Raw genomic sequence first — 25,866 nt, 5'->3', positions numbered from 1 at the left:
CGACGACGAACGACGCGATCCGGCGGGCCACCGGCCGTGAGGTGGGGTCACGCGGTCGTCGGATCCCACCTGGCCTCGAGGTATCGAGGGATCTTGTGACGGCGCCGCGGTGCGACGATCGCCGGCAGGATGAACGTCAACATCTCGGCGAGCCGAGCCTCGAGGTCACTGCGCTGCGCGAGCACGTTCGACACGAGCTGGACGCCGGTGAACGCCGAGACGAAGTAGCGGGCGACCGCGGCCGGATCGATGCTGTCGAGTACGTCGCCCTCTTCGATGGCCAATCGGAACACCTGATCGAGGTTGTCGATCCAGTCGAGGTACGGCTGCGGTGGGCCGGACTCGGCGCTCATCTCGAGCGTCAGGCGAATGCCGGCTCGGACGATGGGGTCTTCGATGATCTCGCGGCCCATCTCGTAGCAGAACATCACCAGCTGTTCGAGGGCAGGCGCGCCCGTCTCCCGGATGCGCCCGGCCATGGCCATCGAGATCGCGTGCTGCTCCTCGATGACGACCGCGGCGAGCTCGTCCTTCGACTTGAAATGGAAGTACACGGCGCCCTTGGTGAAGCTGGACAGGTCGACGATCTCGGACAGGCTGGCGCGCTCGTATCCGGTTTCGTCGAACCGTGTGGCGGCTGCCCGGACGATCTGTTGCCGGGTTGCGATAGCCCTCTGCTGCTTGACCACTACGCCCATGTCCTCTCGGTTCGCGTCCCGGTTCCGATATACCACGACCACATGCCCGGCCGGGGACTCTCGCCATCATGGCCGAAGACGCCTGCACCCGGAGGGCCGAGGGCGGCCCCCGCGTTCGCGTCGCAGAATTCGGGAGGTGCCGTCACTCCACCGGCCTAGGGTGTGTCCGGTCGCGTGCCAGGTCGGCGAAGGCCCGGCCGACGGGAGAGAGGGTCTCGGGGTCGAAGGCGAGTCCGAAGCCCCGGCGGATCGGTGGGTCGATTGGCCGCACCACCGCCCGGTCGGCCACCGATTCGGCCAGCGACCGCTCGACGATGCTGCCGCCGATGCCGGCGAGCACCATCGGTATGCGGGCCTCACGGTGGTCCACCAGCACCGCGTTCGGCAGCCGGATCCCGGCGGCCCGGATGGCGTCCTGGATCTCGTCGGCCACCGAGTGGCCCTGCGGAACGAAGACCATTGGAATCTCGGGGAGCCGCGCCAGAGCGACGGGTCCGTCCGGCAGATCGGTGCCTGCCGGATATGCGAGCCAGTACTCCTGGCTGCCGAGTTCGATCACCTCGAGGGCGGGGTCGTCGATCGGCAGGTGGGCGAGGACGAACTCGCTGTGCCCCTCCCGGATCAGTGCCGACGCCGTCGACTCGTCGGCCATCTCCCCGAACCCGACCACGACCTCCGGATAGGTGGCACGGAACTCGGCGACCAGGGGAACCGCCGCCGAGGCCAGCGCGGGAAACGCCGTCATGTCCAGCCGCCCGGTCAGCGGGCCTGCGGTGCCGAGCAGGTCGTGCACGGACGTGATGTCGCGCAGTATCTTTCGGGCCGGACCGACCAGGCTGCGGCCCGCCGCGCTGAGCACCATGCCGCGGCCGACCCGCAGGAACAGCGGGACCCCCAGCTCGCGCTCGAGGGCCCGCAGCGCCTGCGAGATCGTCGGCTGGGCCACCGACAGTGCCGCGGCCGCGCCACCCAGGCCCTCGTGTTCGGCGACGGCGAGGAAATACGCGAGCTGTCGTCGTTCCATCAGTCCTCCCCACCGTCGGCGGCGGCCGCCGCGAATGCCTCCGCGGCCGGAGAGGCCGGACCGGTGCGCAGCACCAGACCCACCCGCCGGACCAGTGGGGGATCCAGGGAACGGACTGCGAGGCCCCGCAGCTGACCCTCCGCGACCGCTCGCGGCAGTACCGTCGCGCCGGTGCCGCGGGCCACGAGGTCCCAGGTCGCGGTCGGATGGGCGCAGTCCACCACGACCGGGTCGCCGGACTCGCCGACCAGGTCGCCGATCAGCCCGGTGCCGCCCCGGCCCGCGCCGTCGACGATCAGCGGCAGCGTCCGAACCCGGTCCCGCGGCACCGGATCGGGCAGCCCGGCCGCCAGGTCCGGCGGCAACGCCAGCACCACTTCCTGGGAAGTGATCGGCACCGTCCGCAGGGTTCCGGTGTCGGCGGCCAGGTCGACGACCCCGATCTCGGCCTCGCCGCTGCGCAGTGCCGCCAGCACGCCGAGCGGGCCCGGGGTGTCCCGGATCCTGACGGTGACCTGCGGGTGTCGTCGGCGGAACCGCTCGACCAGCGTCACCATCGGGTCGATCGAGAACGACGACGTGGTGACCACGTCGACCCGCCCGGAGGTGAGTTCGCGGACCGACGCCACCCGGGCCTTCGCCCGTTCGACGTCGGCGAGGATCCGGCGGGCCGCGACGTCGAGTTTGCGGCCCGCCTCGGTGAGTTCGAGGGTGCGGCCGGAGCGGTCGAACAGGGTGACGCCGAGCCTGCGTTCGAGGGTACGGATCGCCTGGGACAGTGACGGCTGCGAGATGTACAGCGCGCGGGAGGCCTTGGTGATCCCGCCATGGTCGACCACCGCGACGAAGTAGGCGGCGAGCAGCAGGTCCACCGGCCCATCGTAGAACCCGGGCGCAGGACAGACCCGACGGCACCGCCGGGGGCGGTCTCGACGGCGCCGCCGTCAGGGCAAATTCGACGGCACCGCCGTCAGGGCACCACCAGGGTCACCGTCTCGGCGACCAGTGCCGGTTTGTCGCCGCCCTCGATCTCGACCACGAACCGGGTGGTGAGAAAGGTTCCGGTGTCGGTGGTGCGGCACTCGAGCGGCGTCGCCGACGCCCGGACCCGGGAGCCGACGCGGACCGGGGCGGGGAAGCGAACCTTGTTGCTGCCGTAGTTCACCCGCGCCGACCCGGTGTCGATCGCGTACAGGCCGGCGGCGAGCGCCGGGAGCAGCGACAGGGTGAGGTAGCCGTGGGCGATGGTCGCGCCGTACGGCCCGGTGGCCGCCCGCGCCGGATCGGTGTGGATCCACTGGTGATCGCCGGTGGTCTCGGCGAACGCGTCGATCCGGTCCTGGTCGACGGTGATCCACTCGCCGGGGCCGACGGTCTCGCCGAGCGCGGACCGCAGGGCGTCGATCGAGTCGAAGGTACGCAGGGCCATCACCTCACCGCCTCGAAGATCGCAGCCAGGCCCTGCCCGCCGCCGATGCACATCGTCTCGAGTCCGTACCGGCCGTCGCGGCGGTGCAGTTCGCGGGCCAGGGTGGCGAGCATCCGGCCGCCGGTGGCGCCGACCGGGTGTCCGAGCGAGATGCCGGAGCCGTGCACGTTGGTGCGGTCGCGGTCGGCGTCGGTGAACTTCCACTCCCGCATCACCGCGAGCGCCTGTGCGGCGAACGCCTCGTTGAGTTCGATGACGTCGATGTCGGCGAGCGTCAGGCCGGCCTTGCGCAGCGCGACCTCGGTGGCCGGGACCGGGCCGATGCCCATGATCTTGGGCGCGACCCCGGCCAGTCCCCAGGACACCAGCCGCACCAGCGGCCGCAGCCCCAGTTCGTCGGCCTTCTCCCGGGTGGTGACGAAACACAGTGCGGCGGCGTCGTTCTGGCCGCTGGCGTTGCCCGCGGTCACGGTGGCCTCGGGATCGGTCTTCGCCATGATCGGACGCAGTGCGGCGAGGGATTCGACGGTGGTGTCGGCGCGCGGGTGCTCGTCGGTGTCGATCACGGTGTCGCCGCGACGCCCGGGGACGGTGGTGGGGACGATCTCTTCGGCGAGAATCCCGGCCCGCTGCGCGGCGACGGCGCGCTGGTGCGACGCGACCGCCAACTCGTCCTGCTCGGTGCGGCCGATGTTGTATTCGCGACGCAGGTTCTCGGCGGTCTCGATCATTCCGCCGGGAACGGGATACAACCGGCCGCCCGCGGTTTCGCGGGCGCGGACCAGACCGTCGTGCACGGCCACGCCTCCCCGGGCACCGCCCCAGCGCATGTCGGTGGAGTAGAACGCCGCGTTGCTCATCGACTCGCTGCCGCCGGCGACGATCAGGTCGTTGTCTCCCGCGCCGACCTGCAGCGCCGCCTGGATCACCGCCTGCAGGCCGGACCCGCAGCGCCGGTCGATGTGCATGCCCGGCACGGTGACCGGCAGGCCGGCGTCGAGCGCGACGACACGGCCGATCGCGGGGGCCTCGCTGTTGCCGTTGCAGTGCCCCAGGATGACGTCCTCGACCTGCTGGGGTGCGACGCCGGTGCGCTCGAGGAGTCCCTGCAGCGCGGTGACCCCCAGATCGACGGCGGTGAGCCCCTTGAACATCCCGCCGTACCGGCCGATCGGGGTGCGGACGGGTTCGCAGATCACGACCTCACGCATCACATGAACCTCCCGCCGGTGACCTCGAGCAGGGTGCCGGTCATGTACGAGGACAGGTCGGAGGCGAGGAACAGGGCGACGTTCGCCACCTCGGTGACCTCCCCGGCGCGACCCATCGGGATCTCGGTCATCTTCTGGTCCCACGCCTTCTGCGGCATCGCCTCGGTCATCGCGGAACGGATCAGTCCCGGTGCGATCGCGTTGATCCGGATGCCGTGGTGCGCCACCTCTTTCGCGGCGGCCTTCGTCATGCCCACGATCCCCGCCTTGGCGGCCGAGTAGTTCGTCTGCCCCACCAGACCGACCTTGCCGGACAGCGACGACAGGTTGACGATCGCACCGCTCTTGCGTTCGCGCATCATCGCCGACGCCAACCGCAGCCCGTTCCAGGTGCCCTTGAGGTGGACGGCGATCACCTGGTCGAACTGGTCCTCCGTCATCGTGCGCATCGTCGCGTCACGGGTGATGCCGGCATTGTTCACCAGGACGTCGAGGCCGCCGAACGAATTCACCGCGGTGTCGAGCATGGCCTGCACCTCGTCGGCGACGGTGACGTCGCAGACCACCCCACGCGCGACGTCGGGTCCGCCGAGCCGGGTGGCGGCCTTCTCGACCTGGGCGGCGTTCACGTCGCCGAGCACGACTCGCGCCCCCTCCGCGACGAAACGCTCGGCGATGGCATAGCCGATTCCCTGTGCACCGCCGGTGATCACGGCGGTGCGGTCGGTCAGCAATGGCATGTCGGTGTCCTTCTCCAGAAAGTGATCCGATGCTGGGGGCCACAGTAGTGACGGCCCGTGCCGTCGAGGAAGGTTCTCGAGATCGGGATTGGCTAACGGTCGGGTGCGCGGATGCCTATTGGACGCGGTCCGGCGCGCGGGGGAGGGTGGACGGCATGAGCACCCTGCCCGGAGGCGCCGAGGTCGGCGCCGACGATCTGCGCGACATCCTCGACCATACCCGGCGCTTCGTCCGGTCCACCGTCGTCCCGCGTGAGCCGGAGATCATGGACGGCAACGCGATTCCGGAGGACATCCGCGCCGCAGCCAAGGAGATGGGGCTGTTCGGGTACGCGATCCCGCAGCAGTGGGGCGGCCTCGGACTCGACCTGGCCCAGGACGTCGAGCTGGCGATGGAACTCGGCTACACCACGTTGGCGCTGCGATCGATGTTCGGCACCAACAACGGCATCGCGGGACAGGTGCTCGTCGGGTTCGGCACCGACGAGCAGAAGGCACAGTGGCTGCCCCGGATCGCGTCCGGTGAGGTGGTCGCCTCGTTCGCGTTGACCGAGCCCGGCGCGGGCTCCGACCCGTCCGGGCTCCGCACCCGCGCCGTCCGCGACGGTGACGACTGGGTGATCAGCGGGGAGAAGCGGTTCATCACCAACGCGCCCATCGCGGACCTGTTCGTGGTGTTCGCGCGCACCCGTCCCGCCGACGCCGACGGCCAGGGGATCGCGGTGTTCCTGGTCCCCGCGGACACTGCCGGTGTCGAGGTCGGGCACAAGGACCGCAAGATGGGGCAGGAGGGAGCCTGGACCTCCGACGTCCGGTTCACCGACGTCCGGGTGCCCGCCGCGGCGCTCGTCGGCGGCAACGAGGACGACGGCTACCGGGCCGCGATGACATCGCTCGCGCGGGGGCGCGTGCACATCGCGGCGCTCGCGGTCGGGCAGGCGCAGCGGGCCCTCGACGAATCCGTCGCCTACGCGGCGACCGCCACCCAGGGGGGCACCGCGATCGGCGACTTCCAGTTGGTGCAGGCGATGCTCGCCGACCAGCAGACCGGGGTGATGGCCGGCCGCGCGCTGGTCCGGGACGCCGCGGCCAAGTGGGTCGGCGGTGAGGACCGGCGGATCGCGCCGTCGGTGGCGAAGCTCTACTGCACCGAGATGGTCGGGAAGGTCGCAGATCTCGCCGTCCAGGTGCACGGCGGCAGCGGCTACATGCGCGAGGTCCCGGTGGAGCGGATCTACCGGGACGTGCGGCTGCTGCGCCTCTACGAGGGCACCAGCGAGATTCAGCGGCTGATCATCGGGCGCGGGCTGGTGAAGGCGGCGCAGAAGGGATGAGTTCCGGCGCCGCCGGCCACCGGTTCACGACCCGGCGGCCCGTTCGATCGCCGCGACCTCGTCGTGCAGCCTGGCCATCGTCCGGTCCAGTTCGGTCGCCACGTCGGCGGCCTGCTTGAGTTCCTCGAGCAGCCGCTGCGGCACCGCCTTGTCGAACTTGTAGTAGATCCGGTGTTCGAGGCTTGCCCAGAAATCCATTGCGATGGTGCGGATCTGGATCTCCACGTACGTCATCTCGGTGCGATCGGAGAGGTACACCGGCACCTGCACGATCAGGTGCAGGCTCTGGTAGCCGTTCGCCTTCGGGTTGGCGATGTAGTCCTTGACCTCGACGAGCGTCACGTCGGGTTGGCTGGTGAGCATCTCGGCGACCCAGTACGCGTCGGAGACGAAGGCGCAGGTCACCCGGATGCCGGCGATGTCCCGGATCTGGGCGCGGATCGAGTCGATGTCCGGCGGGCACCCGATGCGGATCGCCTTCGTCAACAGCGACTCCATCGACTTGAGCCGGGTGTTCACGTGCTCGATCGGGCTGTAGTCGTGGGCGAGTTCGAACTCTTCGCGCAGGATGGTGATCTTCGTCAGGGTGGCGTCGATCGCGAACTTGTAGTTGAGCCGGAATCGGGTCAGACGTTGCTGCATCTCACGCAGTGAGTCCAGCGTCGGCTCTGCCGGAGTGCCCTCCCCGGTGCCGGTCACCTCGCGGACGAGATCGGACAGGATCGCCAGCTCGGGCTCGGTGCCGTCGCCGGAGAAGTGGGTGCTCACGGGTACTTCCTCACTGCGGTTGCGCCGCCCGGGACGGCGGCACGGTAAAAGGTGCTCCCCGTCCATTGTGCCGCCGCGCGTCACAGTGCCCGCAAATACCGGTCGGTGATGCGACGCTGCACGAGCCGGGCGATCGGCGCACCGGCCCGCGACCACCACGTCGCCGGGCGGGAGAACGCCACGACGTCCAGCACCACGGTGTCGTCGCCGCACCACTCGACGCAGAACAGCTCCTCCCCGCGCTCGGGGTGTCCGGTCAGGGTGCCGTAGGCGAAGCCCCGCCGTCGCGGTTCGTCGACGACGTACACCACCTCGCAGCGGGCGTCGAGGTGCAGCGGACCCACGCCGACACGCAGCGTCACCCGGGAACCGACCTCGGCGTGCAGGGTGGTCGCGGTGACGTCGACACCCGCGCGGCGGTGCATGTCCCAGCCGAGCACGGCGTCGGCCGCCGCACGAAACGCCGCCTCGCCGCGGCCGATCGTCCGCGACCGGCGGACGTGGTGGTAGCCCGCAGGCAGCTCCGTCGCGGTGGCACCGACCTCCGGGTAGGTCAGGTGCGTGTTCCGTTCGCCCGGGCCTGGGTCGAACATGGGTCGGCGGGCCATGGATCCGAGACTAGGCGGTGAGGCCGGTTGTCGTCCGCTGTGTCGGTCCACACAGACTTTCCCGCGTGCACACACCTGATGACGGTGTATTACGTGTGTGCACGCCCGAAAGCGTGTGTGCACGCGGGCTCCGTTGCCGCTCACGGCATCGTGCTGACGTCGAGAGTCGCACCACCCGACGGCCCCGGTCGATATCCGAGAGCCGTCAGCACCGGATGGTCGGCCACCGCGTCGATGCGGGTGGCGCCGGCGTCGGCGAGTCTGTGCGTCAGGGCGAACGCCAGCCGCTCGAGCACCTCGTCTGGTGTGCCCGGCACCACCTCGAGCACGTCGATCCGCGCGATGCCGTCCGCGATCCAGACGGCTGCGGCATGCCCGACGAACGGACGGCCGTCGGCGTTGTTCTCGTACGCCTGGATCCACGCCGCGAGCGTCACGCCGTCCTTCGCGGACAGTGCCGGGTCGATGTGGAGGCCCTCTGTCGCCAGCCACGCTCCGGATCGCTCGTGCAGTGGCACGGTGCCGATCCCGTAGGCGCTGCGCTTGGACCGGCGCCGCGACGGAGGTCCGATGTGCAGGACGCCGTCCCGTCGGGTGCGGGTGCCGCGCACGACCAGCCCGGTGTCGAGCTCCTCCATCCAGTCCATGAGAAGGGTGGAGACCACGCCGCCCGGGCTGTCGATCGGTGGACCGCGGAAGTCCTTCTCGGTCTGCGGCAGCCGGAAGTTCATCGCGAAAACGTTCGGGTTCAGCTTCCAGTGGAAATGTACGTGTACGACGGTGCTGTCGAGGACGATGCGGAGGGGGTGGAAACCTCTCGTGACCGCGCCGCGGATGCGCAGCGACCGGCAGGCACGGTCGAAGGTGTCCCGGGCGACCGGGGTGAGGCCGGCCGGATCGTCGCCGGAGATCTCGACCCTCCAGCCGCCGTCCGGGTCGGTGCGCGGGTCGCGGATCGTCGCGGTGTCGACGAAGGGCCCGAAGCGGGCGAGGTACTCGACGAGATCGGTGTTCACGGGGTTGGGTTCGAGCTTGCGTGGTTCGAACTGTCCTTGCCACAACCGATTCCAGGACATGTTGTCCGGCGCGAGAATCGGCGTGCCACCTCCGTCGACGAGGACCAGGTAGATCGACTGGGGGTAGGGCACGCCCGATCGACGAGGCCGGTCGACCTGGATGAGTTCGTAGGCGTGGTCGCTCCAGTCGGCAGGCAGCGCGGCTCGTACCCATCCCTCGCTCTCGTTCCGCGACAGTGGTATTCGTTCGCTTCCGGAAGACCTCAGGTCGGGGTGTCGACCGGGGTAGCCGTGGACGTGAATGCGGAATGCCTGGGGATCGGTACCCGGCGCAAACGAACCGAGATCGTCGGCATCCTGAAAGCTGTAGCCGATCCGGACGCGGGCGTCGGGCGTGTCGATCGCCGCTCCATCGGGCTCGTACGAGTCCCGAGGCCATCGGCGGTGCGCGCTGGTGGGCCATCCACGCTCGTGGACGGCGGCATCGAGTACCTCGCGGAACGCGGCCAGTTGCTCGGGGAATCGTTCGGTGACGGCCCGGGTGATCTCGGGGATGGAGAGCCTGTGCTCTCGCGGGTTAGCAGGCGGCCGGGACATTCTTTCGGCAAGTCGTGACGGTCATGCGGTCGAGGGTACACCGCAATGCTCCTGCCGCGCAGAATCTTCCGCGGCAGGAGCATCGCGGGATCAGACGAGGACCGACTCGAGATCCTTGTGGTACGGCTGGATCGAGTCGAGTTCGCCCGCGGCGACCTTGCGCACCCAGTGCGGGTCGGCGAGGACGGCGCGGCCGAGGCCGACCAGGTCGAACTCGCCGCGTGCGAACAGCTCCATCAGCGGCGCCAGTGACAGGCTGGCCTGGCCCTCGGCGGCCTGGCCGAGGAACGGTGCGGACACCCCGACGGAGCCGAGCGCGATCACCGGAAGCCCGGACAGGTGCTTGGTCCAGCCGGCCAGGGTGCGGTCGGAGCCGTCGAACTCGGGCAGCCAGTAGCGGCGCGTCGACACGTGCAGCAGCGACACGCCCGCGTCGACGAGCGGGGTCAGGTGCTGTTCGAGTTCGTTCGGGCTCTCGGCGATCCGGGCGTCGTAATGGCCACCCTTCCACTGGGAGAAGCGGTAGGAGATCGGGTAGTCGGCGCCGACGCGGTCCCGGATCGCCGCGACGATCTCGGCGCTGATCCGCATCCGGTTCGCGACGGAGCCGCCGTAGGAGTCGGTGCGCCGGTTGGTGTGCTCCCAGGTGAACTGGTCGAGCAGGTAGCCGTGGGCGCCGTGTAGTTCGATCCCGTCGAAGCCGACAGCCTGTGCGTCGGCGGCGGCGCGGACGAACGCGTCGATGATGCCGTCGATGGTGGTGGCGGTTGCCGGGTCGCCGACCTGCCCGCCGTCGAGGCCGAGGCCGGAGGGGCTGACGATCGGGGCGTCGGTGTTCGGGCCTGCGCCTGCGATGCGGGTGCCGCCGAGGTGCCACAGCTGCGGGAAGATCCGGCCGCCCTCGGCGTGCACCGCGTCGACGACGCGACGCCAGCCGGCGAGCGATTCCTCGCCGTAGAACACCGGGACGCGGTTGCTGGCGCCGGCCGAGTACTCGTCGACGTAGGTGCCTTCGGTGACGATCAGCCCGAGGGAGGCGGCGCGCTTCGCGTAGTACTCCGCGACGTCGTCGCCGGGGGTGTTGCCGGGCGAGAACTTCCGGGTCATCGGGGCCATAACGAACCGGTTCGAGAGTTCGAGACCCGGAACGATCGAGGCGGGTTCGAGCAACGGGGTGACGTCGGCGCCGTCGAGCAGGGTGCTCGCCGGGTTGACGTCGATGGTCTCCTCGCGCAGGTCGGTCATTGATTCTCCCACTCGTGTTGCGCTGTGGCCGTGCGACGTTCGCGCGCGGTCGGGGACGGGACCCGGGTCAGCCCTCGTGGTGCTCGGTGAGCACCGCGTCGAGCAGTCCGGGGAACCGGGCGTCGAGGTCGGCGCGGCGTAGCGTCAACCGGCGGTTGCGTCCACGCAGCTCGCTGTTGATCACGCCCGCCTCCCGCAGCACCTTCACCTGGTGCGACTTCGTGGACTTGGGCAGGTCCTCGCCGAGCGCCGTGCAGCAGTCCACCATGTCCTGCGGGCCGGCCGACAACTGCCGCACCAGGGCCAGCCGCGCGTCGTCGCTGAGCGCGAACAGGACGCCCGTGAGTTCGATGTCCTCGCGGTCCGGGTGTGGCAGCTTCGAAACCTCGGTCATGGTTCGATAATAGTTGAACCATTCCCGGTGCGAATGTAACCTTCGCTAATGGTTCCAAACAAGTCGAACTATGCGGTCGATGTGACCACTCCCGTCGTACCGCCCTCGACGCCGGACCTCGGGGCTCGGGGACGTCGGGGATTTCGGCTGGTGCTCGCCGCGGCCACCGCGATGATGGCCGGCGCAAGCGCGCCGTCCCCGTTCTATCCGGTGATCCAGGCCGAGCTCGGGTTCACCCCCGTCATGACCACCGCCGTGTTCGCCGTGTACGCGATCGCGCTGCTCGCCACCCTGCTCGTCGTCGGGTCGGTCTCCGACCATCTGGGCAGGCGACCGGTGATCTCGGTCGGCTTCGTGCTCCTGGCCGTCAGCGTCGTGCTGTTCTGGCACGCGGACAGCGCCGCCGGGTTCGTCGCGGCCCGGATCCTGCAGGGCGTCGCCAGCGGTGTGCTGCTGTCCGCGCTGTCGGCGGCCGTGGTGGACCTCGAACCGCGGGACCGACCCGGGTCGGCGGCGGCGTGGAACGCGATCACACCGATGATGGGCCTGGCGGTCGGCGCGCTGGTGTCGGGTGTCGTCCTCGACCGTGCCGAGGACGGTGCGCTGGCGGGTGTGTTCGGCACCCTGACCGGGCTCTACCTGCTCCTGGCCGTCGGGGTGTGGACCGTCCCCGAGACGGCGCCGCGTCACGAGGGACTGTGGTCGTCGCTGCGGCCGCGGGTGGCGTTGCCGGGTGACGTGCGGGCGGTGTTCGCGCGCAGCGCCCCCGCGGTCTTCGCCGGCTGGGCCACCGGTGGGCTGTATCTCTCCCTCGGCCCCGCGATCGTCGCCACCGAACTCGGCGGGTCCTCACATCTGGCTCAGGGGCTGGTGGTGACGCTGCTCGCCGGCAGCGGTGCGCTCGCCGCCTTCCTGATCCGCAACCGCACGCCCCGCGCCATCACCCTGTACGGGACCACCGCCCTCGCCGTCGGTACCGCGTCGACCCTCGCCGCTCTCGCCGTCGACTCGCTGCCCGGCTACTACCTCGCGGTCATGATCGCCGGGACCGGATTCGGCACCGCCTTCTTCGGGGTGCTGCGCTCCATCACGCCCTTGACCCGGCCCGGCGACCGCGCCGAGGTGTTCGCCGCGATCTTCGTCGTCAGCTACGTGGCGTTCGGCGTCCCGGCCGTCGTCGCCGGTCTCCTCGTGCCGCATCTCGGCCTCGCCGTGACCGCCTACGGATACGGCACCGTCATCACGCTGCTCGCCACCACGGCCGCGTTGCTGAGCCGGTTCGGGTCGCGGGACTGACGCGGCCCCTCGCCGAACCACCACGGCCATTCGGCCGCTCGTGTCGGTTCGCGTCCTGCGATCTCTGTGAGATCCGTTGGTGCAGTTGGCTCGTGCCCGACCTGGTCGGCTCTGTCCGGTCTTCGTGCGGGTCCGATCGATGTGTCCTTGACCACACTCGGACGTGCGTGATAGACATTCTCCCCACATGCTGAGCACCTGATCAGCATTACAGGGGATCAACAGTGAGCAGGACCGATCACGATCGAATGCTCCCGGGTCGACGCCCGGGGCTCGCGGGATGGTGGTGAAGGCTCGATGGCACACGTGGGTGTTCGTGCGGACGGACGGGGCGACGGCGTCTCGGCCGCGCCGTTCGGCGACGAACCGACACGACGGTCGTCGGTCCGCGAGATCACCCAGTGGATGCGCGGCTACCTCCAGCGGCATCCGGTGGCGTCGCTCGAGACCGTCGGCGGGCAGGCGGTGCTGGGAATTCGCGCCATCCAGTACCTGATCCTCGACATCGTCACGTGGAAGTTCCCCTTCCGCGAATTCGTCCGCCAGGCGGCGTTCATGGTCTCCGCGACGGCGATGCCGACCCTGTTCGTCGCGGTCCCGATCGGCGTCACCATGTCCATCCAGTTCGGGCTGCTCGCCGGCCAGGTCGGCGCGACCTCGCTGGCGGGTGCGGCGAGCGGACTCGCCGTCATCCGGCAGGGCGCGCCGATGGTCGCGGCCCTGCTGATGGCGTCCGCCGCGGGCTCGGCCGTCTGCGCGGACCTGGGCTCACGCAAGATCCGCGACGAGATCGACGCCCTCGAGGTGATGGGCATCTCGGTGGTGCGCCGCCTCGTCGTGCCGCGGCTGGCGGCGGCGATCCTCGTCGGGGTCGCCCTGACCGGGCTGGTCTGCTTCGTGGGCTTCCTGACCGGCTACCTGTTCAACACGTTCGTGCAGAACGGAACCCCGGGCAGCTTCGTGGCCACCTTCGCCTCCTTCGCTACCATCGGCGACTTCGTGCTGACCATGATCAAGGCCGTCGTCTACGGTGCGATCGTGGCAATCGTGGCCTGCCACAAGGGACTCGACACCCGCGGCGGATCCGCCGGTGTCGCGAACTCCGTCAACGCCACCGTGGTCGCGTCGATCCTGCTGCTCATGCTCGTCAATGTCGGGCTCACCGAGCTGTACGTCATCCTCTTCCCCCGGGTCGGGTTCTAGATGGCGTCGCGGTACTTCGCGGTTCCCGGTGGCCGCGCGATCGGTCGGGCCGTCGCGGCGCCGACCGGGACGGCGGTCCGGCTCGGCCACATGGTTACCTTCCTGGTGCGTGCGCTGGCGTCGATTCCGTTGACGCTCAGGCACTATCGGAAGGAGTTCCTGCGGATCCTGTCCGACGTCACCTGGGGCAACGGGTCCCTGGTGGTGGGCGGCGGCACCGCGGGAGTGATCATCGTCCTCGGTGCGGCCGCCGGCGCGATCGTCGGCATCGAGGGGTACAACGCGCTGCACCTGCTCGGGCTGGAGCCGGCCACGGGCATGATCTCGGCGACCGCGATCACCCGGGAACTCGCGCCGATCATGGCCTCGCTCGCGTTCGCCGCGCAGGCCGGGTGCCGGTTCACCGCCCAGCTCGGTGCCATGCGGATCTCCGAGGAGATCGACGCGATGGAGGCGTTGGGCATCCGGTCGATCCCGTACCTGGTCACCACCCGGCTGGCGGCGTCCGTGGTCGCGGTGATTCCGCTCTACCTCGTGTGCCTGGCCGCGAACTACGTGGCGGTGCGACTGGTCATCGGGATGTCGCGCGGCATGTCCTCCGGTACCTACGACCACTACTTCCGGATGGTGCTCAGTGGGACCGACGTCGTCTACTCGCTCGTGAAAGCCGTTGTCTTCGTGCTTATCACGAGCACAATCCAGTGCTACTACGGCTACTACGCGGCGGGGGGTCCGCAGGGCGTCGGTGTCGCCGCCGGGCGGGCCATGCGGGCGAGCATCTCCACGATGGTTGTGATCAACCTGCTGTTCACCATCATCCTGTGGGGCATCGGTTCGAGCGCGCGGCTGGGAGGCTGACCGGTGCCGAACCGCTTCGAGATCGACGGCCGAGGGCCGTCGGAGACCAGCCTGCTGCTGCGCGGCGCGCTCGCGCTGCTCGTCGTCGGGATCGTGGTGGCAGGCGCCGTGGTCAAGATGAACGGCGGTTTCACCCAGGCGATTCCGGCCACGGCGCTGCTCGCCGACGTCGGTGACGGGCTGCCCTCGCACTCCGACGTGAAGTTCCGCGGTCTGCTGGTCGGCGAGGTCACCGGCGTGACGCCGGGTACCGGCGGCGCCCCGAACCGGGTGCAGGTCGCCCTCGAACCGGGCCACGCCGAGGGGATTCCGGGAACGGTGACCGCCCGCGTGGTGCCAAGCAACGTCTTCGCCGTCGCCTCGATCCAGTTGGTCGACAACGGGCCCGCACCGGCTCTGCAGGCCGGCGCCGAGATTCCCCAGGACGAGAGCCTGGAAACGGTGCAACTGCAGTCCGCGCTGACCAAGCTGCGCGAGATCGTCGCCGCCACCGGGCGGGTCGGCAGCGAACGCACCGTAGGCCTCCTCGCCGCGGTGGCCGCGGCCACCGACCGGCGCGGCGACGACATCGTCGAGGCCGGAAGGCAACTCGACCGGATCACCCGCGAGATCGGCGCCGTGGTCACCCCGACCGGTGCGCCGTCCACCCTCGACGCGCTCGGCACCGCCGTCCGCGGCCTGCGTGACTCCGCCCCTGACCTGCTCGACGCACTGCACCACGCGGTGGTCCCGCTGCGCACCCTCACCGAGAAGGAGGCCGCGCTCACCTCTCTGCTCAGTGCCGGCTCCGGCACCCTGGGCACGGTCGGGGACGCGCTGGAGAACAACACCGACCGGATCATCGGTATCACCACGCAGATGGCGCCGGTGCTCTCGGTGCTCGCCGACGGCTCACCCTCGTTCACTCCGATCGTCACCCGCATGAACGCCATCTCCGCCAAGTGGTTCCAGGAGTTCTGGCCGCGCGGACAGCAGAATGCCACCGGCAAGTTCATGTTTCAGCTCACTCCGCATCGCCTCTACACCCGCGCCGACTGCCCCCGCTACGGCGACCTCGCAGGACCGAGTTGCACCACCGCTCCGGACACCGTCGCCCAACCGGTGATCCCCGAGAACCAGGTCCAACCGGTGGTGCCGAACGCGGTGGACACCACCGGACCGGTCGGCGGCAACGTCGGGCCGGTGGGCAGCCCCGAGGAGAAGGACATGCTCTCGCGCATCCTCGGTGGTGACCTGACGAGCGCCGGTGAGTTCCTCCTCGGTCCGCTCGCCCGTGGGGCGGTCGTGCACGTGACACCGGAGGAGGGGCCGTGAGCATCCGGAGGCCGCTGATCGGCCTGACCCTGTTCCTGCTGGTGTCGGCGCTGCTCACCTCGACAGTGGTGGTCACGCTGCAGCGCTCCGTGCAGGGTGCGACGCGGTCCTACACGGCGATGTTCACCGATGTGTCCGGGTTGCACGAGGGCGACGACGTCCGGATGGCCGGGGTGCGGGTGGGCCGGGTCGACGGCGTGACCCTCGACGGCACGCTCGCCCGGGTCGCGTTCCGCGTCGAGGACGACCAGCTGCTTTTCGGGAACACCAAGGCGTCCGTCACCTACCAGAACGTGATCGGGCAGCGGTACCTCGGCCTGTCGCTGGGCAACTTCGGCGATCCGCAGGTGCTCGAGGACGGCAGCGAGATCCCGGTCGAGCACACCGAGCCGTCGTTCGACATCTCCGGACTGCTCAACGGATTCGAGCCTCTGTTCAGCGTCCTCGACCCGGCCCAGGTCGACAACATCACCAGCGCGGTGATCAGCGCACTGCAGGGGGACACCGGGTCGGTGGCCACACTGGTCGCACAGACCTCCAGCCTCGCCGAGTCGCTCGCCGGGCCCGATCAGGTCCTCGGCGACCTGATCGTCAACCTGGACGGGGTCGTCGGCTCCCTGGCCGCCCAGCGCGGCGACCTCGACACCGTCATCTCGCAGTCGCACGCCATCCTGAGTTCGCTCTCGGCGCGCCGGGACGAGTTGTCCGACCAGCTGGGCCGGGTCGCCACCGTCGCCGACCAGGCCGCCGGCCTCGCCGAACAGGCGCAACCCGAGATCGACCAGATTCTTTCGCGCGAACCGGGTTTCGTCGATCACTTCCTCGAGAACAAGGACTCGTTCGGGTTCTTCGGATTCAACCTTCCGCCGCTGCTCAAGGGCCTGGCCCGGGTGAGCCAGGAGGGCAGCTACCTCAACACCTACCTGTGCAACTTCAACGTCACCCTGGTACCCGCGCTCAGCAACGTGATCCCGACCGTCGTCGCCAATGCCACCCCCGGCGGCCGGATCACCCAGTCCCCGGTCTGTAGGTGACCCGATGTCGCGAATCGATGTGAAGAATGCGCTGCGCACGCTGCGCCGTCCGGTCGAGGAACACCGGCCGCTGACCGTCGGCATCGTCACCGTCGCGGCGATCGTCGTGTCGCTGGCGGTGGTGCTCGGCGTGTCGCGCTCGGGCGCCGGGGAGGTCACCTACCGGGCGGACTTCGCGCAGGCCGCCGGCATCGCGCCCGGCGACTCGGTCAGCGTCGCCGGTGTCCAGGTGGGCTCGGTCGACAGCACCGAACTCGCGGGCGACCACGTGGTGGTCGGCTTCCGCGTCGACCGCGACGTCCCACTCGGATCGTCGACGCGGGCGTCGATCAAGCTCACCACCCTGCTGGGGTCCCGATACCTGGAGTTGCGTCCGGCCGGCGACGGTGAACTCACGGACCGCCGGATCCCCTTGGACCACACGGACGTTCCGTACGATCTGCAGCAGGTCCTCGGCGACGCCACCACCACCTTCGAGCAGGTCGACGCCGCGAAGATCGGGCAGGCCATGAACACCCTGTCCGACCAGCTGGCCGGAACTCCCGAGCTGGTGCCACAGGTACTCACCAACATCGGGAACCTGTCGTCGATCCTGGCCGACCGCCGGGACCAGATCGGGTCGCTGCTGCGCAACACCGCCGACCTGACCGATGCGGTCCGCGCCCAGCAGGGACAGCTCGGACAGCTCGTCACCGACGGCACCGGACTGGTGCAGGACGTGGTGCTGCGGCAGGCCACCCTGGAACGTCTGCTGTCGGCGACCACCACACTCATCGACCGGCTCGACAGCACCGTGGTCGGCCGGCAGCCGGAGATCGACGCCCTGGTCGCCGACCTGCGGGGCCTGCTCCAGACGCTCACCGACAACGACGCGTTGCTGCGCAACATCCTGGAGATCCTGCCGGTGCCGCTGCGCAATTTCACCAACGCCACCGGCACCGCCAACGAGGTCGACTTCACCGCCCCCGCCGGACCGCTCATCGACAGCTGGATGTGTGCGATCAGCGGCCGGGCGAACGAGATGAACCTGCCGCCCTACCTGGAAGACTGCCGATGAAGGTGACGAAGCCACTGCTCGGGATCGTCGCGCTCGGCGTGCTCGCGGTCCTGGCGTCATGCCTGGTCGGCAGCGCCGTCACGTCTGACGACACCATCGAGGTGACCGCCGAATTCGACAGCGGCGCCGGACTGTACGTGGGCAACGCCGTCTCGGTGCTGGGCATCGAGGTCGGCTCGGTGATCCGGATCGAGCCGCAGGGCACCAAGGTCGACGTGACCATGAGCCTCGACCGTCACGTCGCCGTCCCGGCGGACGTATCCGCGGTCACGGTGTCCACCTCGGTGCTGACCGACCGGCACGTGGAACTGACCCCGCCGTACACCGGGGGCGCGATCCTCGCTGACGGCGCGGTGATAGGCCCCGACCACACCCGCACCCCGGTCGAGTTCGACCGGTTGCTGTCGATGGCGGACGCGATGGCGCAGGAACTGCAGGGAGACGGGCAGGGGCACGGGCCGGTGTCGAACCTGCTGGACGTGAGTGCGGCGATCACCGTCGGGAACGGGGACGCGATGAAGTCCGCGCTGACCAGCCTGTCGCAGGCCCTGCGGCTCGGCGACGACGGCGGTGACCAGACCCGCAACGCGATCACCACCGTCGTGGACAACCTGGCGACACTGAGCGGGGTGGCGGCCGACAACCAGCAGCAGATCACCGAGTTCGGTTCCACGATGAACCAGCTCGCCGAGGTGCTCGCGAAGTCGGAGGTCGGCTCCGGGGACACCGGCGCGAAACTCAACGCGATCCTCGACCAGGCCACCAGCATCCTGGACGCCAACCGGGAAGCATTGCAGGGCACGGCATCCGGCGCGACCACCGTCACCGGTGCGCTGGTCGACTACCAGCGGCAGCTGGCCGAGTTCCTGGACCTGGCCCCGCTGCTGCTCGACAACGCCTACAACTCGATGGACCAGCAGACCGGCAGCGCCCGGGTGCACGCCCAGCTGGAGAAGGTGTTCTTCGACAGCCAGCTGACGAAGGAGGTGTGCAACCTGCTCGGCATGAAGCAGTTGGGTTGCAGTACCGGAACTCTCGCGGACTTCGGCCCCGACTACGGCATCTCCGGGATGCTGGAGGGACTGGCGGGGGGTGCCCGGTGAACAGCCGGCGGACCGCACTGGCCGGGATCTGCGTCGCGGCGGCGGTGTTCGTCTCCGGTTGCGGCGTCGGGCTCGAGGACCTGCCACTACCCGCACCCGGTGTCGGTGGTGACTCGTACGCCCTGACCGCAACCTTCGCCAACGCGTTGAACCTGCCCGCGGCGGCGAAGGTCAAGCTGTCCGGCGTCGACGTCGGCGAGGTCGAGTCGATGTCCGTCGACAACTACACGGCCGTGGTGCGGATGCGGATCATGGACGGGGTGCAGCTGCCCGTCGGCAGCACCGCCGAACTGCGCTCCGCGACGCCGCTCGGGGACATCTTCGTTGCCGTGCACATCCCCGACAACCCACCGCCGGGCACCGCGATGCTCGGTGACGGTGACGGCATCCCGCTCGAGTCGACGTCGGCCGCCGCCACGGTCGAGGAGGTGCTCACCACTGCGGCGCTGCTGGTCAACGGTGGCGTCCTGCGGGATGCGACGAAGGTCGTCAACGGTCTCGGCGCCGCGGTCGGTGATCGCGGCGAGGGGCTGTCCGGCTTGATCGACCGGTCCACCGGTCTGGTGAACAACCTTGCGTCCCGCAACGACGAGATCCGCGGCGTCCTGGAGGAGTCCGCGGAGTTGGCGCGGACGCTCGCCGGCCAGCAGACCGCGATCGCCGATCTGATGGCGGCAGCGGCACCGGCGACCGGTGCGGTGTCCGCCAACACCGAGCAGGCGCTGGCCCTGCTGGGCCGGCTGGACCGGGTCGCCCGGCAGCTCGAACGGTATCCGTCCATCGCGGGGACCGCGCCGGGTGGCATGGTCGCAGACCTCAACCGCATTGCGGCGGAGCTGGCCCGTGCCGCGAACGATCCGAACGCGGACCTCGACGCGGTCAACGAGATGCTCGCCCCGATCATCAAGATCACCAACTCGACGTCCGCGCACGTGAACGCGGACCTGCAGGACCTCGCCCTCGGCGCGATCGCCGATCCGAACCACGCGGCCGATCCGGGCAGCAGGATCCCGGAGAGCGGTGACGCCGCCGCTGCCGTCGGCACCCTTACGTACACGCTGCAACGGTTGCGGGACAAGTGGATCGGACCGGGACGGTGACCGGCATGCTGGAACGGCCGGCGGGCTGGCTGGTCTCGGCGGTGCGCTACGTCTCGGCACACCGCCTCGGCGCGTCCGCACTCGGGCTGGCGGCCATCCTCCTGCTGGGCTCGGCCTACATGACGGTCGGCGTCTTCGGGGTCCGGCCGACGGATTCGACGATCACCGTGCGGGTGCACCTGGCCGACACCGGCGGCCTGCTGCCCGACCAGAACGTCACCCTGCGTGGTGTCCCGGTCGGGAAGGTGGAGGCGGTGGAGCTGACCGACGACGGTGTCGTCGCGCTCGCCGCCATCGACTCGTCCACCCGGATCCCCACCGGGGGAGAGGTGCGGGTGGCAGGGCTGTCGCTTGCCGGCGAGCAGTACCTGGACTTCCGGCCCACCGACGACGGGGCACCGTACCTGGAGGACGGCTCGGAGGTGGCCGCGGCGGACACCGTGACCCCGGTTCCGCTGTCCTCCCTGATGGGCAACCTGGACGGCATGCTGGCCCAGATCGACCCGGATCAACTGCACGCCGTCATCGACGAACTGGGCGTCGGCCCCGACGGGCCCCGGAAGCTCGCCGCGATCGTCGACGGCGGCACCTTCCTGGTGTCGACGCTGGATTCCGTTCTGCCCCAGACGGTCAGCCTGATGAACACCAGCCGGGTGGCGCTGGGCTCGCTGGGTGACGGCAGCGGGTTGCAGTCCACGGCGAGCAGCCTGAAGCAGGTGCTCGCGGGGGTCGAGGCGAAGGACGCGGGGCTGCGCGCCCTGCTCGATCGGGCGCCCGCCACACTGGCGTCCGTCGACGCGATGATCGCGGACAACTCGCCGACGATGGTGCAGTTGCTCGGCAACCTGACCACCGTCTCCCAGCTTGCCTACCTCCGGGTGCCGGCGTTGCAGGAGTTCTTCTTCCCGCAGTACCGCACCGGGTCCACGCTGGACGCGATCTCGAAGGTGTTCCACGAGGGCGGCATCTGGGCGGCCGTGAACATCCATCCCCGCAACTCGTGCGACTACAACGTGTCGCGGCTGCCTCCGTGGCAGGCCGATTTCCCGGAACCGCTGCTGAACGTGGACTGCCCGGACCCGGACCCGTCGGTGCTGATCCGCGGCGCCCGCAACGCGCCACGGCCGGCGAACGATCCGTTCTCCAGTCCGAGCCCGCAGGGCGATCGTGAGCAGACGGCCACGCCGACCCCGACCGGCCCCTACTCCATCCCGCTGCCCTACGCGGGCCCCGTACTTCCCGGCCAGGGTGGCTGACCGATGGATGACGAACAGGAGAGTGACATGAGCACGGACACCCGAATCGAGACCGAAGGTCGCGAACTCGAGGGCTCGGCCGACGAAACGTCCAAGGCCGAGAACGACTCTCCGGACCAGGGCGGGAGCGACCAGGCGCCGCCCCCGCCCGGCGTCGGGTCGAGCGGAGGGCGGCGGTTTCGCCGGTTGGGTGTCGCGGCGCTGGTTCTCGTGACCGTTGCCGCGCTGGCGTGCGCGGCCGTTCTCGGCTGGAAGCTGAAGGAGGCCAACGACATCGAGTCGGCCGCCGATCAGGCGCGGGCGACCGCGCGAAACTACGCGGTGACGTTGACGAGCGTGAACGCCGACGGGCTCGACCAGAACTTCGCCGATGTGCTGGACGGCGCGACCGGCGAATTCAAGGAGATGTACGCCAAGTCGAGTGAACAGCTCAAACAACTGCTGATGGACAACCACGCCACCGCCAAGGGGACCGTGATCGAGGACGGCATCAAGTCCGCGACCGAGACCAAGGTGGAGGTGCTGCTGTTCGTCGACCAGGCCGTCACGAACACGGTCACCCCCGAGCCGCGGATGGACCGCAGCCGGGTGGTGATGACGATGGAGCTGGTGGACGGCCGGTGGCTGGCGTCGAAGGTGGACCTGCCGTGACCGGGGACGGACGCGAGGGCAGTGGGTGCGTGCACGCTAGTATCTGCTGCATTCTCGTAAGGGGGCCAAGGCGACGCGAGATGTGTACGCGGAGGTGGCAATAGCGTGTCGACGCGCAGGATCGGTGCGCCGGATGCGAAGAACCGTGGCGTGCTGCTGGATGCGGCGGAGGAACTCCTTCTCGAGGAGGGATACGCGGCGGTCACCTCGCGTCGGGTCGCGCAGAAGGCCGGTCTCAAACCTCAGCTCGTGTACTACTACTTCCGCACCATGGACGAGTTGCTGCTCGAGATGTTCCAGCGTCGTTCCGACATGGGACTCGAGTACCAGGCTCGGCTGATGAAGTCGCCGCAGCCGTTGCGGGCGCTGTGGGAATTCAGCACGGACCCGAACGCCGTGGTGGTCACGATGGAGTTCATCGCGATGGCCAACCACCGCCCGAAGATCCGGCAGGCGATCGCGGACTACTCCGAGCGATTCCGCGCCGCGCAGGCCGAGGCGCTCGCCGAGATCCTGCCCCGGTACGGCGTGGACCCCGACTACACCCCGGAGGTGGTGTCGGTGCTGATCACCAGCCTCTCCCGGGTGCTCGTCATGGAGTCCCACCTCGGCATGGCCGGCGGACACGAGGAATCCTTCGCGCTGGTCGAGAAGTTCCTGGAGCAGTACGAGGGACCGCGGGAGGACGGGCCGCTCGCCTGACCGCCGCCGGCCCCCGGTGCCGCCGATAGCAGACCCCGCGGTCGGCGGGACGGGGTGGGTGCCGAGCGGTGCGCCGAGCCGATCGGTGAGGATCGGAGCCGATCCGGCGCATCGCCGGACCGGTGACGGACTCGACGATGACGGAGGTTGCGCGGTGACTGGTTGGGGAGCGGCGGCACGGGTGGCCGGGGTGGTCGCCGGAGCGTTCCTCGTGGCCGCGTCCGTGGCCTGTTCGGCGGAGACCGTCGAGGGCACTGCCGAGGCGCAGGACACGACGATCTCGGCGCCGGTGCCGACGATCGTGGGCCAGGACGTCGGCGACGGCGGCGGCCGGACGGACTTCCGGGCCGAGGTCGGCGACTGCGTGCAGCTCGGCGGAACCGTGGACGCGGCCGAGATCGATAAGGCGACCTGCGGAAGCGCGGACTCGAACTACAAGGTCATCGGCAAGGCGTCGAAGAACGCGCAGTGCCCGTCGGACGCCGATCAGGTCTACTACGAGACCTTCGGGTCGATCGAGCAGGGCGCACTCTGCCTGGACATCGACTGGGTGGTCGGCGGCTGCATGAGCGTGCCGGACGGGGACGAGGAACCGTTCCGGGTCGAATGCACGGACCCGACCGCGTCGTCGGTCGAGCGGGTGACCGAGATCGTCGAGGGCGTCACCGACGTCGAACGGTGCTCCGAGGGCGGTTTCACCCACCCGGAGCGGGAGTTCACGGTGTGCACGGAGACGGTGACCTCGTAGTTCCGGTCACAAATCTCGACCGGTACCGCCCAGTAAAACGTCGCGCCCCGATAGGCTCGGGCGATGCCATCACCGATCCCGACCCTTGCCGGCCGGGTCTTCCCGCCGACGAATTACCTGGTCGGCCGCGAGAAGATCCGGGAGTTCGCCCGCGCCGTGCGGTCCACCAACCCGTTGCACCACGACGTCGAGGCGGCCCGCGCGGCCGGCTTCGACGACGTCATCGCGCCGCCCACGTTCACCACGGTGATGGCGGGCCGGGCGATCCTGCAGCTGGTGGAGTCCCCGGACACCGGCCTGGAGCCCAGCCGCGTCGTGCACGGATCGGAGAGGATCGAGCCGCATCGCCCGATCGTGGCCGGCGACGACCTGGCGACCACGCTGACGATCACGGACGTCACCGAGCGCGCCGGCAACGCGATCCTCACCACCGTCTTCGAGATTCGCGACGCCGCCGGCGGGTCGGTCGCGACCATCACCTCCAGCCTGCTCGTCCGAGGAGATGACGCATGACCACCAGCACCACCCCCTTCGCCGCCCTCGAGCTCGGTGCGGTCGTCGCCAAGTCGGACCTCACCGTCACCCGGGAGGACCTGGTCCGGTACTCCGGTGCGTCGGGGGACACGAACCCGATCCACTACAACGATGCCGTCGCGGAGAGTGTCGGGCTGCCCGGTGTGCTCGCCCACGGGATGCTCACCGCCGGCCTGGCGCTGCAGGTCGTGGTCGACTGGGTCGGCGACCCCACCGCCGTGACCTCCTATGAGACCCGGTTCACGCGGCCGGTCGTCGTCGACCCGATCACCGGCGCCGACCTGACCGTCACCGCGAAGGTGGCGCGCCTCGACGACGAGACGCGGACCGCGCGGCTCGACATCACTGTCACCTGTGGTGGGCAGACCGTGCTGGGGAAGACGCAGGCGCACGTCCGGTTCCCCGCGTAGTCCCGCGCCTGGCCGCGGTCGTGCCACATCGGGCGCGACCGTCGGCAGGGTTCGTCAGAGCGCGAGTCCGAGCGCGAGGAGGACGACGGCGAGCAGCGGCAGGGTGCCCTGGGTGAGCGCCGCGCGGGCCTTGTCCGGCGACGAGACCAGCAGGACCAGTGCCGCGGCCAGCATCGAGCCCGCTCCCGCGAAGACCAGCGCAGCTCCGACCGCGGTCGAGCCGATCGCGACCGTGATGACTCCGACGGTGGTGACGATCGCCAGGAACAGGTTGTAGAACCCCTGGTTGAACGCGAGTTCCTTCGTGGCGAGTGCCTCGTCGGCGGAGGTCCCGAACGTCGCGCGGGTGCGCGGCGCCGTCCACAGCAGGGATTCGAGCACGAAGATGTAGACGTGCAGGGCAGCCGCCAGCGCGGCGAGGGTCAAGCCTGCGGTCACCATGGTCACTCCTTCTTCCGGTGACCTGCATTGTCGATCAGGGCGGCGCTCACGTCGCGGCGGTGTCCGCCTCGACGAGTCGCAGACCCTCGCCGTACCCGTCGATCTGCTCGGAGGTCAGCCCGGCGTCGGTGACGATCGTGTCGACCTCGGCGAGGGTCGCCACCCGGGCGAGGGCGCGTTGCCCGAACTTCGAGCTGTCCGCGACCACCGCCGTGCGTGCGGCCGCGGCGATCATGGCGCGCTTGACCGGGATCTCGAGGGTGTTGGTGTTCGTGATTCCGGCGCCGGGGTCGATGGCGTCCGCTCCGAGGAACGTCCAGTCGACCGAGTAGTCGGACAGGAACTCGACGGTGCGTTCGCCGACGAGGGTGAACACGGACCCCAGCAGCTCGCCACCGGCCACCAGCAGTCGGACATCGGGGAAGGTGGCGACGTACTTGCCGATGCGCAGGTCGTTGGTGAGGATCGTCAGGCCGGACCGCTGCCGCAGGGCGGTGGCGATCTGATAGGTGGTCGAGCCACTGTCGAGGATCACGCTGTCGCCGTCGCGGACGAGGCCCGCCGCTTCGTGTGCGATCGCGGCCTTCTCGGCCCTGCGGGTGTTTTCCTTTACCGCGTAGGGGATTTCGGAGAGTGCGCCCTCGACCGGACGGGCGCCGCCGTGGGTCCGTTCCGCTTTGCCCATTCGTGCCAGCGCATCGAGGTCGCGGCGAATCGTCGACGCGTCCACGCCGAGGTCGCGCGAGAGCGTCTTCGCCTCGACGTAACCGTCCGTCGCGAGTCGCTCGAGTATCTCGTGTCGTCGTGTGCTCGCAGACAAAGCGGGTTCCTCCTCGGGCGGTGTCCGGCTGCTTCGGGGGCGACGTGCACCCGATAGTAGCCGTCCTAGCGCTCACATATTGACAGTCGAACGCGCGGTTTGCATGATTGCAGGCAATTGATGCGCGAAAGCGTGCAAGGTTGGCGTGTGTGCTGGGCGCGAATCGCCACCTGCGGAATTGGAGGAACGGTGGCACTCAAGCTCGGGTACAAGGCGTCGGCGGAGCAGTTCGGTCCGCGGGAGTTGGTGGAGTTGGCGGTGCTGGCGGAGGAGCG

28 protein-coding genes are annotated in these 25,866 nt (G+C 69.6%); 15 read left to right on the top strand and 13 right to left on the bottom strand.

Going from position 1 to position 25,866, the window contains the following annotated elements:
- Window positions 1–47: 47 nt before the first annotated feature.
- The 6 genes from ACWDUM_RS27940 to fabG all read right to left on the bottom strand — a co-directional run bounded on the left by ACWDUM_RS27940 (window position 48) and on the right by fabG (window position 5,102).
- Complete coding sequence (locus ACWDUM_RS27940) at window positions 48–698, bottom strand: ScbR family autoregulator-binding transcription factor (RefSeq protein WP_450116036.1); 651 nt, start codon at window positions 696–698, stop codon at window positions 48–50.
- Window positions 699–840: 142 nt separating this feature from the next.
- Complete coding sequence (locus ACWDUM_RS27935; RefSeq protein ID WP_450136493.1) at window positions 841–1,722, bottom strand: LysR family transcriptional regulator; 882 nt, start codon at window positions 1,720–1,722, stop codon at window positions 841–843.
- The gene (locus ACWDUM_RS27930) at window positions 1,722–2,594 is read right to left on the bottom strand and encodes a LysR family transcriptional regulator (RefSeq protein WP_450136492.1); all 873 of its coding nucleotides are present in this window, start codon (window positions 2,592–2,594) and stop codon (window positions 1,722–1,724) included. The genes ACWDUM_RS27935 and ACWDUM_RS27930 overlap by 1 nt, the downstream gene beginning before the upstream one ends.
- 98 nt (window positions 2,595–2,692) lie before the next feature.
- Window positions 2,693–3,145 carry a MaoC family dehydratase gene (locus ACWDUM_RS27925; RefSeq protein WP_450136519.1) on the bottom strand — a complete coding sequence of 151 codons (453 nt, stop codon included), beginning with the start codon at window positions 3,143–3,145 and terminating at the stop codon, window positions 2,693–2,695.
- Between the two features lie 5 nt (window positions 3,146–3,150).
- On the bottom strand, window positions 3,151–4,362 hold the full coding sequence (locus ACWDUM_RS27920) for an acetyl-CoA C-acetyltransferase (RefSeq protein ID WP_450136491.1): 1,212 nt from the start codon (window positions 4,360–4,362) through the stop codon (window positions 3,151–3,153).
- Entirely contained in the window at window positions 4,362–5,102 is a 741-nt protein-coding gene (gene fabG, locus ACWDUM_RS27915) for a 3-oxoacyl-ACP reductase FabG (RefSeq protein WP_450136490.1), read from the bottom strand. Before fabG ends, ACWDUM_RS27920 begins: the two co-directional genes overlap by 1 nt.
- 155 nt (window positions 5,103–5,257) lie before the next feature.
- On the opposite strand from fabG, the gene ACWDUM_RS27910 reads away from it, so the two are divergent.
- Entirely contained in the window at window positions 5,258–6,436 is a 1,179-nt protein-coding gene (locus ACWDUM_RS27910; RefSeq protein WP_450136489.1) for an acyl-CoA dehydrogenase family protein, read from the top strand.
- Window positions 6,437–6,460: 24 nt separating this feature from the next.
- Here the strand turns inward: ACWDUM_RS27910 and ACWDUM_RS27905 are convergent, their stop codons facing one another.
- The 5 genes from ACWDUM_RS27905 to ACWDUM_RS27885 form a co-directional block, all read right to left on the bottom strand.
- Window positions 6,461–7,204 carry a GTP pyrophosphokinase gene (locus ACWDUM_RS27905; RefSeq protein ID WP_450116030.1) on the bottom strand — a complete coding sequence of 248 codons (744 nt, stop codon included), beginning with the start codon at window positions 7,202–7,204 and terminating at the stop codon, window positions 6,461–6,463.
- Window positions 7,205–7,284: 80 nt separating this feature from the next.
- Window positions 7,285–7,812 carry a DUF1990 family protein gene (locus tag ACWDUM_RS27900; protein ID WP_450136488.1) on the bottom strand — a complete coding sequence of 176 codons (528 nt, stop codon included), beginning with the start codon at window positions 7,810–7,812 and terminating at the stop codon, window positions 7,285–7,287.
- A gap of 140 nt (window positions 7,813–7,952) precedes the next feature.
- Window positions 7,953–9,425: a hypothetical protein gene (locus ACWDUM_RS27895; RefSeq protein ID WP_450136487.1), complete on the bottom strand. Its 1,473-nt coding sequence runs from the start codon at window positions 9,423–9,425 to the stop codon at window positions 7,953–7,955.
- A gap of 90 nt (window positions 9,426–9,515) precedes the next feature.
- Window positions 9,516–10,670 carry an NADH:flavin oxidoreductase gene (locus tag ACWDUM_RS27890; protein ID WP_450136486.1) on the bottom strand — a complete coding sequence of 385 codons (1,155 nt, stop codon included), beginning with the start codon at window positions 10,668–10,670 and terminating at the stop codon, window positions 9,516–9,518.
- 67 nt (window positions 10,671–10,737) lie between these two features.
- The gene (locus tag ACWDUM_RS27885; protein WP_450116026.1) at window positions 10,738–11,064 is read right to left on the bottom strand and encodes an ArsR/SmtB family transcription factor; all 327 of its coding nucleotides are present in this window, start codon (window positions 11,062–11,064) and stop codon (window positions 10,738–10,740) included.
- Window positions 11,065–11,112: 48 nt separating this feature from the next.
- Here ACWDUM_RS27885 and ACWDUM_RS27880 point away from each other — a divergent pair, with 48 nt between their 5' ends.
- The 14 genes from ACWDUM_RS27880 (at window position 11,113) to ACWDUM_RS27815 (ending at window position 24,330) form a co-directional block, all read left to right on the top strand.
- Window positions 11,113–12,360 carry an MFS transporter gene (locus tag ACWDUM_RS27880; protein ID WP_450136485.1) on the top strand — a complete coding sequence of 416 codons (1,248 nt, stop codon included), beginning with the start codon at window positions 11,113–11,115 and terminating at the stop codon, window positions 12,358–12,360.
- Between the two features lie 405 nt (window positions 12,361–12,765).
- Window positions 12,766–13,563, top strand: coding sequence for an MlaE family ABC transporter permease (locus ACWDUM_RS27875; RefSeq protein WP_450136518.1), 798 nt, complete (start codon window positions 12,766–12,768; stop codon window positions 13,561–13,563).
- Window positions 13,564–14,421 (top strand): ABC transporter permease, encoded by an 858-nt coding sequence (locus ACWDUM_RS27870; RefSeq protein ID WP_450136484.1) that lies wholly within the window; start codon window positions 13,564–13,566, stop codon window positions 14,419–14,421.
- A gap of 3 nt (window positions 14,422–14,424) precedes the next feature.
- Complete coding sequence (locus tag ACWDUM_RS27865) at window positions 14,425–15,735, top strand: MlaD family protein (protein WP_450136483.1); 1,311 nt, start codon at window positions 14,425–14,427, stop codon at window positions 15,733–15,735.
- Complete coding sequence (locus ACWDUM_RS27860; protein ID WP_450136482.1) at window positions 15,732–16,769, top strand: MlaD family protein; 1,038 nt, start codon at window positions 15,732–15,734, stop codon at window positions 16,767–16,769. Before ACWDUM_RS27865 ends, ACWDUM_RS27860 begins: the two co-directional genes overlap by 4 nt.
- 4 nt (window positions 16,770–16,773) lie before the next feature.
- On the top strand, window positions 16,774–17,826 hold the full coding sequence (locus ACWDUM_RS27855) for an MCE family protein (RefSeq protein ID WP_450136481.1): 1,053 nt from the start codon (window positions 16,774–16,776) through the stop codon (window positions 17,824–17,826).
- A complete protein-coding gene (locus ACWDUM_RS27850) occupies window positions 17,823–18,929 on the top strand; it encodes an MCE family protein (protein WP_450136480.1) in 1,107 nt (368 codons plus the stop codon). Before ACWDUM_RS27855 ends, ACWDUM_RS27850 begins: the two co-directional genes overlap by 4 nt.
- On the top strand, window positions 18,926–20,029 hold the full coding sequence (locus tag ACWDUM_RS27845) for an MlaD family protein (protein WP_450136479.1): 1,104 nt from the start codon (window positions 18,926–18,928) through the stop codon (window positions 20,027–20,029). The genes ACWDUM_RS27850 and ACWDUM_RS27845 overlap by 4 nt, the downstream gene beginning before the upstream one ends.
- A 5-nt stretch (window positions 20,030–20,034) precedes the next feature.
- The gene (locus tag ACWDUM_RS27840) at window positions 20,035–21,285 is read left to right on the top strand and encodes an MlaD family protein (RefSeq protein WP_450136478.1); all 1,251 of its coding nucleotides are present in this window, start codon (window positions 20,035–20,037) and stop codon (window positions 21,283–21,285) included.
- A gap of 27 nt (window positions 21,286–21,312) precedes the next feature.
- Window positions 21,313–21,936, top strand: coding sequence for a hypothetical protein (locus tag ACWDUM_RS27835; RefSeq protein ID WP_450136477.1), 624 nt, complete (start codon window positions 21,313–21,315; stop codon window positions 21,934–21,936).
- Window positions 21,937–22,041: 105 nt separating this feature from the next.
- Window positions 22,042–22,638: a TetR/AcrR family transcriptional regulator gene (locus ACWDUM_RS27830; protein WP_450116016.1), complete on the top strand. Its 597-nt coding sequence runs from the start codon at window positions 22,042–22,044 to the stop codon at window positions 22,636–22,638.
- A 154-nt stretch (window positions 22,639–22,792) separates the two neighbouring features.
- On the top strand, window positions 22,793–23,386 hold the full coding sequence (gene lppU / locus ACWDUM_RS27825; RefSeq protein ID WP_450136476.1) for an LppU family putative lipoprotein: 594 nt from the start codon (window positions 22,793–22,795) through the stop codon (window positions 23,384–23,386).
- 63 nt (window positions 23,387–23,449) lie between these two features.
- Entirely contained in the window at window positions 23,450–23,899 is a 450-nt protein-coding gene (locus ACWDUM_RS27820; RefSeq protein WP_450116014.1) for an FAS1-like dehydratase domain-containing protein, read from the top strand.
- Window positions 23,896–24,330, top strand: a complete 435-nt coding sequence (locus ACWDUM_RS27815) for a MaoC/PaaZ C-terminal domain-containing protein (RefSeq protein ID WP_450116013.1) — start codon at window positions 23,896–23,898, stop codon at window positions 24,328–24,330. Before ACWDUM_RS27820 ends, ACWDUM_RS27815 begins: the two co-directional genes overlap by 4 nt.
- Before the next feature lie 54 nt (window positions 24,331–24,384).
- Here ACWDUM_RS27815 and ACWDUM_RS27810 read toward each other — a convergent pair whose 3' ends face one another.
- Both ACWDUM_RS27810 and ACWDUM_RS27805 read right to left on the bottom strand, forming a co-directional pair.
- Window positions 24,385–24,771 carry a DUF1304 domain-containing protein gene (locus ACWDUM_RS27810; RefSeq protein WP_450136475.1) on the bottom strand — a complete coding sequence of 129 codons (387 nt, stop codon included), beginning with the start codon at window positions 24,769–24,771 and terminating at the stop codon, window positions 24,385–24,387.
- A gap of 46 nt (window positions 24,772–24,817) precedes the next feature.
- Window positions 24,818–25,591: a DeoR/GlpR family DNA-binding transcription regulator gene (locus ACWDUM_RS27805; RefSeq protein ID WP_450116011.1), complete on the bottom strand. Its 774-nt coding sequence runs from the start codon at window positions 25,589–25,591 to the stop codon at window positions 24,818–24,820.
- Window positions 25,592–25,866 lie beyond the last annotated feature (275 nt).

It is taken from the genome of Rhodococcus sp. NPDC003322 (genome assembly GCF_053589555.1).
The sequence above is the reverse complement of the archived record's forward strand: the minus strand, read 5'-3'. Positions and strand labels throughout refer to the sequence as shown.